Origin of the sequence: Streptomyces sp. NPDC002602 (genome assembly GCF_042889445.1) — a bacterium.
GTDB lineage: Bacteria > Actinomycetota > Actinomycetes > Streptomycetales > Streptomycetaceae > Streptomyces.
The window spans coordinates 631,456-643,626 of sequence record NZ_JBIAQX010000002.1 but is presented as its reverse complement, the minus strand read 5'-3'; the positions used below and the strand labels follow the sequence as shown (position 1 = coordinate 643,626).

At 73.9% G+C, this 12,171-nt stretch carries 8 protein-coding genes; 1 reads left to right on the top strand and 7 read right to left on the bottom strand.

The window, feature by feature from the left end; genetic code table 11:
* The first annotated feature begins 133 nt into the window (after positions 1-133).
* Positions 134-1,123 (top strand): methyltransferase domain-containing protein, encoded by a 990-nt coding sequence (locus ACFYW3_RS08255; protein ID WP_351757774.1) that lies wholly within the window; start codon positions 134-136, stop codon positions 1,121-1,123.
* Here the strand turns inward: ACFYW3_RS08255 and ACFYW3_RS08250 are convergent.
* From ACFYW3_RS08250 to ACFYW3_RS08220, 7 genes are all read right to left on the bottom strand, one after another.
* On the bottom strand, positions 1,120-2,307 hold the full coding sequence (locus ACFYW3_RS08250) for an FHA domain-containing protein (protein WP_351757771.1): 1,188 nt from the start codon (positions 2,305-2,307) through the stop codon (positions 1,120-1,122). The genes ACFYW3_RS08255 and ACFYW3_RS08250 overlap by 4 nt on opposite strands.
* Positions 2,308-2,353: 46 nt before the next feature.
* On the bottom strand, positions 2,354-3,682 hold the full coding sequence (locus ACFYW3_RS08245; RefSeq protein ID WP_351757768.1) for a VWA domain-containing protein: 1,329 nt from the start codon (positions 3,680-3,682) through the stop codon (positions 2,354-2,356).
* A gap of 32 nt (positions 3,683-3,714) precedes the next feature.
* On the bottom strand, positions 3,715-5,283 hold the full coding sequence (locus tag ACFYW3_RS08240; RefSeq protein ID WP_389385869.1) for a protein phosphatase 2C domain-containing protein: 1,569 nt from the start codon (positions 5,281-5,283) through the stop codon (positions 3,715-3,717).
* Between the two features lie 3 nt (positions 5,284-5,286).
* Positions 5,287-8,085, bottom strand: coding sequence for a tetratricopeptide repeat protein (locus tag ACFYW3_RS08235; RefSeq protein WP_389385868.1), 2,799 nt, complete (start codon positions 8,083-8,085; stop codon positions 5,287-5,289).
* The gene (locus tag ACFYW3_RS08230) at positions 8,082-9,443 is read right to left on the bottom strand and encodes a hypothetical protein (RefSeq protein WP_389385978.1); all 1,362 of its coding nucleotides are present in this window, start codon (positions 9,441-9,443) and stop codon (positions 8,082-8,084) included. Before ACFYW3_RS08230 ends, ACFYW3_RS08235 begins: the two co-directional genes overlap by 4 nt.
* Positions 9,444-9,469: 26 nt before the next feature.
* Complete coding sequence (locus ACFYW3_RS08225) at positions 9,470-10,405, bottom strand: glutamate ABC transporter substrate-binding protein (protein WP_351757862.1); 936 nt, start codon at positions 10,403-10,405, stop codon at positions 9,470-9,472.
* A 155-nt stretch (positions 10,406-10,560) separates the two neighbouring features.
* The gene (locus tag ACFYW3_RS08220; RefSeq protein ID WP_389385867.1) at positions 10,561-11,967 is read right to left on the bottom strand and encodes a hypothetical protein; all 1,407 of its coding nucleotides are present in this window, start codon (positions 11,965-11,967) and stop codon (positions 10,561-10,563) included.
* Positions 11,968-12,171 lie beyond the last annotated feature (204 nt).

The window sequence follows — 12,171 nt, the reverse complement described above, 5'->3', positions numbered from 1 at the left end:
AGACGCCCGGACCGAGGACCGGGGTCCTAGGACCCCGCCCGCAAGCCCGGCACCCCGCTCGCCACGCCGCGACGCGCGGGAACACGCCCGATCACCGTTGGCCTTCGCCCCCGCCGGGCAGCACAGTGGAGAGATGGGCGCAGATGCAGAAGTACGCGACCTGCGCGAGACCGCGCACGCGGCCCAGGTCAAGGAGTTGATCGCGGCCGGGGCCCTGGACGACCCCGACTGGCGGGCGGCCTTCGCGGCGGTGCCCCGGCACGTCTTCGTCCCGTACTTCTGGACCGGTCGCGGAGCCGGACACGAGCGGCTCTGGGCCGAGGATCCGGACCCCGGGCGGCGGGCCCGCTGGCTGCGCGGGGTGTACACGGACACCCCGCTCGCCACCCGGCTGCGCGACGGCGAGCTGGTGTCCTCCAGCAGCCAGCCCTCCTTGATGGCGAGGATGCTGGAGGCGCTGGAGGTCCGTGACGGGAACAACGTGCTGGAGATCGGTGCGGGCACCGGCTACAACGCGGCCCTGCTCTGCCACCGGCTCGGCGAGGAACGGGTCACCACGGTGGACCTGGACGAGGAGATCACCGAGTCGGCGCGGACGCACCTGGCGCAGCTCGGCCTGCACCCGACCGTCGTCACCGGCGACGGGGCGCGGGGTTGCCCCTCCCGCGCCCCCTTCGACCGGATCCTGGTCACCTGCACACTGCCGCTGATCCCGCACGCCTGGCCGGCCCAGTGTCGGCCCGGGGCACGCATCCTGGCGCCCCTGTCGACCGGGCTGATCGCGCTCACCGTGCGGGACGCGGACTTCGCGGAGGGCCGGTTCCTGCACACCTCGGCGTACTTCGTGCCGCTGCGCGGGGCGGGCGCGGCCCCGCACGCCCCCTCGCTGCCCCGGCACGGGCTCCCGTACGAGCTGGTGGACAACGAGCGGTTCCAGTTCCTGCTGATCCTGACCGAGGGCGTCCTGCACCCCCGGGAGGCCCTTGACCTGTGGCGCCGCGAGGGCCGCCCGGCGCGCGAGCGGTTCGGGGTCACGCTCACCCCGGAAGGCCAGTGGTCGTGGCTCGACGACCCCCAGGGCCCGTACGTGTGGCCGCTGGGGGAGGTCGGGACGACCGCCTAACCCCGACGGACGGTGATCGTGGTCCAGGCGCCGACGTGGACCTGGTCGCCGTCGCCGAGGGGGATCGGGACGTAGGGCTGGATCGGTTCCTCACCGCCGTTGATGGTGGTGCCGTTGGTGGAGTTCTGGTCCACCACCGCCCAGCTCCCGTCGGGCTGCTGGACGAGCACCGCGTGCTGGTGGGAGACGCCCGGGTCCTCGGGGGGCACCGAGAGGTCGATGTCCGGGGACTCGCCCGAGGAGGCGCGCCGCCGGCCGATGGTGATCTGACCGCCGGAGAGCGCGAGATGCTGCTCGGGGGAGTACGCGGGCATGTTCAACCCGGCCGCCTCGGGACCGCTGCGCTGCATCATCGCCAGGAAGTACGAGCGGTCGGGGCCGATCGTCGCGCTCCAGGCACCGTTGCCGAGGGACGGGGCCTGGCCCTGGTGGCCCTGGGGCGAGTAGTGCTGTTGCTGGTGATGCTGCTGAGCCTGATGCTGCGGGACCTGCTGTTGCTGGTGCTGTGAGTGCTGCTGGTACTCCTGCTGCGACTGCTGCCCCTGCAACGGCTGCGACTGCTGCTGTGATTGCGGAGACTGCTGGTACTCCTGCTGCGGCGGAGGCTGTTGCTGATAGTGCGGCTGCTGGTACTCCTGCTGGAGGGGCTGCTGCACGGGCTGCTGTCGGTGCGACTGCTGCTGGTGCGAGGGCTGTTGGTGTGACTGCTGCCCGTGTCCCTGCTGCCCGTGTCCCTGCTGTTCGTGCGAGGGGGGCGGCAGCAGCCAGTCGTCCTCGCGCTGGAGCGGCTCGGCCGGTCGGTTGACCCGGGACGGCCGCGAGCCCTGGTAGTCGAAGTGATCCTGCGAGAAGTTCGGCGGGGCCTGCGGCGGCGGGGGCGGCGGGGTGCCCACGCTCCCGGTGCCCGCGGCCGGGCCCGTCTCCTGCGCGAGCGGCGTGTACGAAGTCGCCGAACGCGTCAGGAAGTTGTACCGGCACTCCTCGCAGAACGGGGCCATGGCCTCGCGCGGGGTCCGACACTGCGGGCACAACTCCGCCTGCGCGGTCGGCTCACCGGCCGTGGGAGGGTAGCCGTAGCCGTAGGAAGGCGCCGCGGGGGCGCTCGTGGTGGCAGCCATGCGGTGGCCGCAGACCTCGCACCAGTCCTCGGAGGCGGACTGGTGCCCGTTCGGGCAGGTCGGCATGGCTACGCTTCCCCCTTCTCCCTGCGTCATCGCGGCAGGTCTCTTCTCAGGTCTTCTTCACTCGGACGGTCTGCGTCGAACGCGTTTCAAGGGTCATCTCGTCGGCATCGGCGACCTTCGCTTTCAGCCGCACAGTACCTGCCGCCGCGTCCACGACATCCACCACCTTCGCCAGCAGTTTGGCAGTGTCGGCGTTGCCGGACGCGCTCGCCAGTTGTACCGCGCGTCCGAGTTTGGCCGTCGCACCATCGACATCGCCCAGTTTGCGTGCTTCCAAACCTTGTTGGATGGCCTGGGCCAGCTCCGCCTGCCCGGTGTAGTGCGCCACCTGCGGACTGATCGCCGTGGAGGCGACGAGGTCGTCGGTCCACACCGCCCGCACCAGACCCTGGGCGAGGACGGTCGGCGCACCGCCCGCCGCGTCCGGCACGATCAGCGTCGCGCGGGCCGCCAGCATCTCCTGCCCGACGGCCGCCCCCGGGACCCGGACGCACACGTGGTACTCGCGGGACTCGTCGCCCCACGAACCCGTCGGGTAGTCGCCGGCCCGCGGGCCGGCCTCGGTACGGCGGTCGGTCAGGTCATGGACGGTCGGCGCGACCTGTTTCACGTACTGGATCTCCACGCCGACCGGGGTCCACAGGCGCAGCGCGACGTCCGCGACCTCCTTGCCCATGGCGTTCTCCATCATGCGCGTGAAGTCCTCGGTGAGGTGCGCGGGATCGGCCACGATGTCGGCGCTGCCGAGCAGCGCGCTCGCGATGCCGGTCACCTCCTTCACCTCCCAGTCGGTGCCCACACCGCGCGCGTCGCAGGTGAAGCGACCCGCGCAGGCTTCGAGGGTGGCGCGCAACACGGCCGGTTCCTCGTGCTCGTTGCGCCCGTCGGTGAGCAGGATCCCGTGCCGGATCGTGGCCCGGGACTGCCGCAGCAGCCCGTCGGCCAGCCGCAGCCAGGTACCGATGGCGGTGCCGCCGCCCGAACCGAGGCCGCGCAGGGACTCCTTGGCCTGCGCGCGGGTCACCGCGTCGGCCGTGGCCAGCCGGCCCTGACCGGGATAGACCTCCCTGGCCACGTGCGTGCCCGCGATCACCGCGAAGCTCGTGCCGTCGCGCAGGGTGTCGATCGCGGCAGCCGTGGCCTCGCGGGCACCGCGCATCTTGTCCGGCGGGTACTCCATGGACCCGGAACAGTCCACCATGATCACGACCGCGGCTCCGCCGGGAGCGGGGACGGCGGCGCGGGTGGCGGTGGCCCCGCCGCTGGAGGTGACCGTGACGATGGCGTGGACGTCGCGGCCGCCCTCGGGAAGGAACTCGTTCTGGTACACCTCCACGCTGAAGCGCGGGGCGCTCGGCTTGGCGAAGTTCGCCATCGATGGGACTCCCTCGGAGGATCGGTCGAAGATCAGGCCTGGGCGCGCGGATCCGCTTCCGCTTGCGGTTCCGGTTGTGCCGCCGACGTCGCGTCCGGCAGGGCCGCGAACGGCACGACGGCGACGGTGACGTTGTCGTGGCCGCCCCCGTCGAGGGCGTGCCCGACCAGCACCTGCGCGCTGTGCAGCGGCCGGACCGCCGCGTCCCGCGGCAGGATCCTGGCCAGATCCCTGGCGGACTCGGCGTAGTTCCACAGGCCGTCGGTGCAGACCACGACCACGCCCGGGTGGTCGGGCTTGAAGCTGGCGGTGTGCGGTTCGAGGTCGTACGCGTCGGCGCCGAGCCAGCCGGTGATGGCGTGGGCCCGGGCGTCGGCGTACGCCTCGGCCTCGCCCATCAGGCCGGCCGCGACCATCTGCGCCGCCCAGGAGTCGTCCTCGGTGAGCCGCCGGGGGAGCGCGGCCCGGTCGTCGGGGACCCAGTACGCGCGGCTGTCGCCGACCCAGCCGATGGTGAGCAGGCCACCGCTGACCACGGCGCCGACCAGGGTGCAGGCGGGGGCGTTCTGGGCGCCGGGCACCTCCGGGGCCAGTGCGTTCACCGCGGCGGCAGCCGCCAGGATCGCCTCGTGCATGGCCTCCACGGGGTGCGCGCCCCGGGGGAGAGCCTCCAACAGCGCCTCGTTGGCGGCGCCTGCGGCGGCGGCCGAGGCCTCGTCGGGACGGCTGGCGGAGGAGACGCCGTCACAGACGATCGCCACGGTGGCCGCGGAACCGTCGGGAAGGGCCGTCGCGGCCACCGCGAAGGAGTCCTCGTTGCGGTGGTGGCGCAGCCCGCGGTCGCTGACCGCGGCGACGCTGCCGAGCTCCTCCTCCAGATGGTCGCGCTCGCGGGGCTGGGCGTGGCCGCAGTGCTCGCAGTACCCGTCGGTGTCCACCCGGCCGGCGCGGCAGGCCACGCAGGTCTTGCCGGCGTCGCCACCGGCGGGGCTCGCGGGAGCGCCCGCGCCGACGGGAGCGGCGGGCGCCGGGACGGGCGGGTCGTACCGCTCGCCCGCGTCGCCGAAGCCGTGCGGGGCGGGACCGGCCGGTGCCTCGTGGCCCGGGTCGGATCCCCCGGCCGGGGGCTCGGGGTGCCCGGACGGCGGTTCGGCGGCCCCCCAGGGAGCGCCCTCGGGGGGCGCGGCGGCGGCGCCGTACGACGCGCCGCGGCCGTCCGACGGGCGCTGCGCGGCGGCGTGACCCGGCTGCTGCTCCGGGGACGAGCCGTACGACGCCCCACCCGGGCCCCACGGGGTGCCGGGAGTCGACTGGGCCGGTTCCCCGGTCCAGCCGGCCGGATCCCCGACGAGGGTCGGGGCGGCGCCCGCGACACTGCCCCAGCCCGGCGCGGGCGCGCCGGCCGGATACCCGGAGGTGCCGCGACCCGCACCGGCGTCGCCCGGCGGAGCGGGCGCGGGCGCGGTGATCGGGAGGGTCGGATCGGGATCCGCAGACCCGGTTGGGGAAGAGAGGGCGTATCCGCACACGCCGCAGAAACGGTCCCCCTCTTCCAGGGGCTCAGCGCAGCTGGGGCAGCCCGACGGCCGATGCATCGACATCAATCACACCCACGTCCGGGGACGGAAACGGTTTGCCCGCTCCACCAGTTCGATCCTCTCCTCGCCCCGCTGCGCCAGCCGAGCGAGGACGCGGTACGAGCGCTCCAAGCCGAAGCGCAGCCCCCGCTCGTCCAGTTGACTGCCGAGCAACGAGGTCCGACCGGGGTCTGCACCCCGGCCACCCGACAGTACCCAGTCCAGCGCCGACCCCAGAACCTCGGTCGACAGCCGTTCGTGCCGTTCGGCGTCGAGCCCGAACCGCGCCAACGCCTCGACCTGCGCGGCAGCCGCCTTCAGGTCGGGCAGCAGCGCCTCCTCAGGGGAGCGGTCGCGCAGGCGTGCCCGTACGGCCGCCACCCGGGCGGCGGTGTGGTGGATCGACGCCTCCGGCACCGATTCGAGGGTGCGTACGGCCCCCGCCCGGTCGCCGGCGGCCAACTGGACCCGCGCCAGCCCGAAGGCCGCGCTGACGAAACCGGGATCGGTGATCCACACCAGCCGGTAGTACTCGGCGGCGTTGTCCAACTGGCCCAGGACCTCCGCGCACAGGCCCAGGGCCAGCTTCGGCGCCGGCTCCCCCGGAAAGGCGTCGTAGATCGCGTCGAAGGACAGGGCGGCCGTCTCGTCGTCCCCGATCGCCAGCGAGGCGATGCCGCGCGTCCACACCACCCGCCAGTCGTCCGGATGTCGCACTTCCAGTTCGAGCAGGGCCTGTCCGGCCACGGCCAACTCGCCCAGTTCGAGCCGGGCCCGCAGCTCCCGCAGCCGCAACTCGGCCGAGTCGGCGGGCGCCGCGCCCAGCGCGCCCAGCAGGTCGGCGGGAGCGGAGGCGAGCAGACCGGTCAGGAACCCGGCGTTGGGGTCGGCCGGGTCCACCAACGGCACCGGCAGGGCCAACGCCGCGCTCCGGGCGTCCAGGGTCGCGAGGCCGATGCCGGCGTGCAGCGGCCCGTGGGCCTGCCGGGGCACCGGCGCGGTCAGGAGGGTCGGGCCCGGGGCGGGTGCGGCCGGGGCGGCCGCCTGCCGGGGCAGGGGCGGAGCGGCGGCCGACACGTGCGTGGCGGTGGTCCCCAGGACGGCAGCCGGGGCCGACGCGGGGGCACCCCCCGCGTATACGGAGGCCATCGGCCCGGACGCCATCGGTCCGGGCGTCATCGGTACCGACGCCATCGGTACGGGCCCCGCCGGCGCGGGCAACGGCGCGAGCGGCGCGGCGGCGACCGGCGCCGGGGATCGGCCGGATCGGCCTGGTCGGCCCTTCGGCGCGGTGGAGCGCGCCCCCAGCCGGGACACCTCCGCCCCCGCCTCGTCGGCGAACAGCCGGTTGTCCGGGACGTGCAGTTCCGGCCCGAACAGCGTGGACAACTGCGGCCGGGGCTTGCCCGTCTGCAGCGCCACGACCTCGCGCAGCACCCCGGTCAGCTGGTCGGCCATCTCCTGCGCGGAGGCGAACCGCCGCCCGGGGTCGGGGTCGGTGGCCCGTACCAGCAGCCGGTAGAAGGACTCGTACCGCCCGAAGACCTCGATGTGCTCGGGATCGGGCAGGGAATCCACGAACACGTTCGTGTAGCCCTGGAAGTCGAAGGTCAGCACGGCCAGCGTGCGCGCCACCGTGTACAGGTCGGAGGCCACCGACGGGCCCGTCTCCGCGACCTCCGGGGCCTGATAGCCCACCGTGCCGTAGATGGCCGACTCGTCGTCGTCCATCCGCCGGACCGCGCCCATGTCGATGAGCTTCAACTGGTCCTGCTGCTGGATCGCGTTGTCGACCTTGAAGTCGCAGTACAGGAGGTTCCTGCTGTGCAGGTGGCCGAGCGCCTCCAGCGCCTCGATCCCGTACGCGCAGGCCTGCTCCACCGGCAGCGGATCGCGTCTGCCGTCCGGCCGGCGGCGCTCGTTGGCGATCTCCTTCAGCGACTTGCCGCCGACGTACTCCATGACGATGTACCCGTCCAGCGAACCGGTCCGCTGGTCCAGGTGCTCCACGAAGTTGTAGATCCGCACGATGTTGGAGTGCTCGATCTCCGCGAGGAAGCGCCGTTCGGAGATCGCCGCCTCCATCGCGTCCTGGTCCCCGGTGTCCAGCAGGCCCTTGAGGACGACCCAGCGGTCCGACACCGCCCGGTCCACCGCCAGGTACACCCAGCCGAGTCCGCCGTGCGCGAGGCAGCCCGCGACCTCGTACTGGCCGCGCACCACGTCGCCGGCGCGCAGCTTGGGCACGAAGGAGTACGGGTGCCCGCACTTGGTGCAGAACCCTTCCGTCCGGCCGGGCCGCTCGCCGCGCGCCCGGCCCACCGGGGCCCCGCAGTCCGAGCGGGAGCAGAACCGCTTGCGCTCCGGGACCTCCGGGTTCTCCAGCACCGCCGCCGAGGGGTCCGGACGGGGCACCTCCGGTACGTTCACCAGCCCGGCCCCGAGCCGGCCGCGCCCCGAGACCGAGGGCGCCGAACCCGAACTGCGCACCGACACCGAGCGGGTGGAGGCGGCTCCCGACAGGGACCGCGACAGCCGCCCGGACACCGAGCGCCGCGAGGACGAGGACCGGGAGGACCGGGAGGACCGCGCGGAGGTCGAGGAGCCCGAACGCTCCGAGCCCCGGGAGCCCGCGGAGCCCCGGGAGTCACCGTGGCGCGCCGCGCTCGTCATCCCCGTCGGCGGCGAGACCAGCTCCTCCGCACCCGCCGCGACGGAGCCGATCGGCGCCAGCCCGCAGGTGTCGCAGTACAGCTCGCCGCCACCCATGTCCTCGTACGTCCCCGGGCAGCCGGGGCGACCGCACGCGGTTCCGCTCGGGCTCATGCGTCATCCTTCCCCGGCCGGTGGGGCCGGTGTTCATCGGAGCGGTCGGCGGGCGCCGCTCCCGGTGGGAGCGGCGCGTGTCGCGGCGGTGGTGGGGCCGACGATTCGGCCGCCGCCCACTGGTAGCGCAGCACGGCCTCCTCGGCGGCCCGCAGATCGCAGGGAGCGCTCCACAACATCCGTCGGGCCGTGTCGTACCGCTCGATGAGCAGCGGATCCTCGGCCATGCCGAGCCGGGCCACCTTCGCCTTGTACGCGTCCAGCCGGCCGCGCAGCTCCGCCCGCACCGCGAGCGGGGCCGTCACGGCGGTCAACGACTCGCGGGCCCTGCGCAGTTCCTCGTCGGCCCGTTCCTCCAGCGACTCCAACAGGGGCGACAACCGGTGCCACTGGGACTGCCGCCGGTACTCGGCCGCCGCGGCCAACTGTTCCTGCAGGGCGGTCGGCGGCCCGCTGACCGCGGGCACCTCCGACGCCGCGATCTTCGCCAGCACCTCGCCGCGCGCCGTCCGCGCCTCGGCCAGCGTCCGGTCGGCCCGCGAGAGCACGTCCCGCAGGCTGATCAGGCGCTGCTCGGAGTCCTGCCGTACGTCGAGGACCGCCTCGATCTCCCGGCGCACGTCGTCCAGGGCGCGGGCCGCCCGGTCGTAGCGCCCGGTGTCCGGACGGCCGCCGCCCGGGGCGGAGCTACCCGCGGCCGCCGACCAGAACGCCAGCGGATCCGCGATCACCCCCGCGCGCAGCTCCGTCAGCTCCGCGGTGATCTCCTCCAGGTCGTCCCCCGAAGGGTGCTCGCCCGGCCGGATGCCCACCGAGCGCGCCAGGGAGCGCGTCCGGTGCAGCTCGGCGGCGAGCAGGTCGATCCGCGCGGGCAACGCCGACCAGACCGAGTCGGCGGCGACCACCATGTCCAGGGAGGACGCGTACAACTCGTTCATCCGGGCCACCAGCTCCGCCAGCGACAGTCGCTCGGCGAGCGCGGCGCCCTCCACCCCGGCGCCGGCGATCAGCACACCCGGCCCGCGCAGCCGCTCCGTCAACTCGACCAGGTCCTCGCGGCTCGGCCGGCGGCGGCGTTCGCGGATCTCCCGGGCGGCGCGCAGCGCCCCGCTGTAGGCGTCGAAGAGCGTCCACAGCCGGGTGATCGCCGCGTCGGCGGCGGTCCAGCGCTCCTTCGTGATCCCGGTGAGCGCGGCGCCCTCCAGCAGCCGCCGCCCGGAGTGGTCCTGGAGGGCCAGCAGGGAGGTCTCGACCGCCTCGTGCTCCGCGGCGAGACGGCTCAGCGCGCGGTCCACGCCGTCCCCGTCCATGACCGCCGGACCCTCCTGCGGACGACCCGGTCCGACCACACCGCTCATGTAGGGCTCTGCCTCCGTCACGGGCCTCAGCCGTCCCGGTACTTGGGCGCGGGCGGGGCGGTCACCTTGGGCAGCACGGCCTCCAGGTGCTTGCGATAGGACTGCATCCAGGGGCTGCCGTCGCCGCCCGCGCGGTAGTCCTCCAGCACCTTGTTGACCCGGCGCACCAGATCGGAGGCGTCCTTGTTCATCGCGACGCCGTAGAACTCCCGGGTGAACGGGGAGCCGACCAGTCGCACCGACGGGTCCTGCGCGGCCTGGCCGGCGGCGAGCGCGTTGTCGGTGATGATGCCGTCCACCTCGCCGAGCTGGAGGCGCACCAGGCAGTCCAACTGGTTCGACACCGAGACGGACCGCGACCCGTACGACTGGGACTTGAGCGCGCTCTCGGCGGTGGAACCGGTCGCCGTGCAGATCCGGCGGCCGTTCAGGGAGGTGTCGTACCCGGTGATCGGCGAACCCTTGGGAGCCAGGACCTGCTGCCCCGCCTCGAAGTACGCCGTCGAGAAGGCGACGTCCTCCAGCCGCTTGCAGTTGATCGTCATGGTGCGCACGACGACGTCGACGCGGTTCTCCTGGAGGGCCGGCACGCGCTGGCTGGTGGGGATGGCCCGGTAGATCACCGCGTTCTCGTCGCCCAGGATGTCCTTGGCGATGGCCTTCACCAGCGCGATGTCGAAGCCGTCGAGGTGACCGTCGGGATTGCGGTAGCCCCATTTGAAGCTGTTCTGGTCCACGCCCGCGACGAGCTTGCCCGCCTGCCGGATCCGTTCGATGGTCGGGCCGTCGACGCCGGACGGGCGCAGGCTGGCCTCCGGGTCCTGGCAGGTGTCGGCCGGGACCGCCGGCGCGATGGCCATCGTCGCGGGCGGGCGGACCGGGCCGGAACCGCCGGTGTCCGGCGTGGCGTGGGCCAGCGGCAGCAGCACGGCGACGGCCGTCACCGCGCAGGCGGCGGCCATCGCGCTCACCCCGCCCCAGCCGCGCAGGCGGCGCGTCACCCGACGCGGCCCGCTCGCCCCGCCGGCGCCGGCGGTCGCCCCGGTCCGGCCGTCCGCGCCGGCGTCGCCGTCCGCTCCGTGCCCCTGCTCGCGCCCCGCTCGTATCCGCATCGATCTCACCTGTACTCCGAAAGCCTGCGACCGATGCCGAGCAGTGCCGCCGCCGCGCCGACGACCGCCAGGGCCGCCGCTCCCGTCGTCAGCCCGCCCAGCGCCCCGAGACCGCCCCGGGCCGCCTGAGTGAATTCCCGCTGCTCGTGGACCACGGCCTGCTCCAGGGAGGCGTCCACGGTGTCGAAGGAGGCCCCGCTGCTGTCCTTGTGGTCCTTGTCGCCGACCACCTGGACGAGCGCGAGGTCGTAGTCGCCCCGCATGTCGCTCTCCCGGGCCGACGCGTGCCGCTGCTTCCACTGCGTCACACCGGCGACGGCCTTGGAGACCGGCTCCTCGCCGCTGTCGTCGTCGGCCAGCCGCAGCGCCGCCGACAGCCCGGCGTCCAGTTCCCTCATGTTCTTCGTGTAGTCCACGTCGTACTTGTCGGACTTCTTGTCCTCGGCCAGCACCGCGCCCCGAGCCACCAGCGTGAGGTTCTCGTTGGCCCGCGCCTGGAGGGAGGCGATCCGCGCGTCGTTGAGCACCTTGAGGGACTCCTGCCCGTCCGACCGGGCCTCGCTCAGCCCCGATCGGGCGACCGTGTGCCCGACGACGAGCCACATGAGCACCACGATCGAGGCGGCCGTCGCCGCGACGAGGCCGTGGTTGAAGACCCGGTTGGTGCGCCGGTAGTTGCGTCGCTGCGCCCACGCCAGGGCGCCGATGCCGAGCAGACCCGCGCCGATCGAGGCGAACGGCCAGGAGCGGGCGTCGTCGTAGTCGGTGTAGAGGCGACCCGTCTCCGCCTCGTAGAGCCGCTGGGCCGCCGGCAACAACACGGTGCTCATGCGCTCGTTGGCGTACCGCAGGTAGGCGCCGCCGAGCGGCAGCCCCTGCCGGTTCGTGGCCCGGGCCTGCTCGATCAGCCCGGTGTAGCGGGGCAGCTCCTCGCCGAGGAGCGCTATCTCCTTGCGGGACTCTCCGCCGGCGCCGGTGTTGGCCGCCGCGCTCACCAGGAGTCGGGAGGCGTTGGCGATGTCCTTCTCGTACCTCTGGCGGACCTCGCGGGGTTCCTGGGCGCCGGCGAGGAACCCACTGGAGGAGGCCGTGTCCGCGTCCGCCAGCGAGCGGTAGATGTTCGCCGCGTCCGCGCTGAGCGGCTGACTGTGGCCCACCACGTCGTCTGCCGCGGTGGCCCGGTCGGAGATCTCCCACACGGTGACCGCGCCGAACAGCACGACCAGGGCGGCCAGCACGGCCCCGATGATCCGCAGCCGGCCCGGTTCGGTGGTCGCCGCCTCACGCAGCCGCTCCACGCCCTCGGCCCAGGCCGTTCCCCGACCGGGCGGTTCGGGCGCTCCCGCGGGCGGCCCGGCGGGCGGCGCCAAGACACCGCCGCCGGGCGCGGGCGCGCGTGATGTGATGGCCACCGTGACCTCCCCCTCGGTCCTGAAATCCCCCAGCCACCGCTGGAAGGTACCCCCGTCGCAGCAGTATGGACGTAGTGGAGGTCAACCACAGCACCCGGTGTCGGCTCTCGGGTGATACGTCCCGAGCCCGCCCCCGGTGTCGTCGCCGGGCCCCCCGCCCCGCCGCTCCCGCCACCCCTTCACCGTGTATACGTCCACACGACC

Excerpts from the sequence above, each read along its gene's own strand:
- ACFYW3_RS08255 (WP_351757774.1), top strand. The coding sequence starts at position 134 with ATGGGCGCAGATGCAGAAGTACGCGACCTGCGCGAGACCGCGCACGCG.
- ACFYW3_RS08250 (WP_351757771.1), bottom strand. The coding sequence starts at position 2,307 with ATGCCGACCTGCCCGAACGGGCACCAGTCCGCCTCCGAGGACTGGTGC.
- ACFYW3_RS08245 (WP_351757768.1), bottom strand. The coding sequence starts at position 3,682 with ATGGCGAACTTCGCCAAGCCGAGCGCCCCGCGCTTCAGCGTGGAGGTG.
- ACFYW3_RS08240 (WP_389385869.1), bottom strand. The coding sequence starts at position 5,283 with ATGTCGATGCATCGGCCGTCGGGCTGCCCCAGCTGCGCTGAGCCCCTG.
- ACFYW3_RS08235 (WP_389385868.1), bottom strand. The coding sequence starts at position 8,085 with ATGAGCCCGAGCGGAACCGCGTGCGGTCGCCCCGGCTGCCCGGGGACG.
- ACFYW3_RS08230 (WP_389385978.1), bottom strand. The coding sequence starts at position 9,443 with ATGAGCGGTGTGGTCGGACCGGGTCGTCCGCAGGAGGGTCCGGCGGTC.
- ACFYW3_RS08225 (WP_351757862.1), bottom strand. The coding sequence starts at position 10,405 with ATGGCCGCCGCCTGCGCGGTGACGGCCGTCGCCGTGCTGCTGCCGCTG.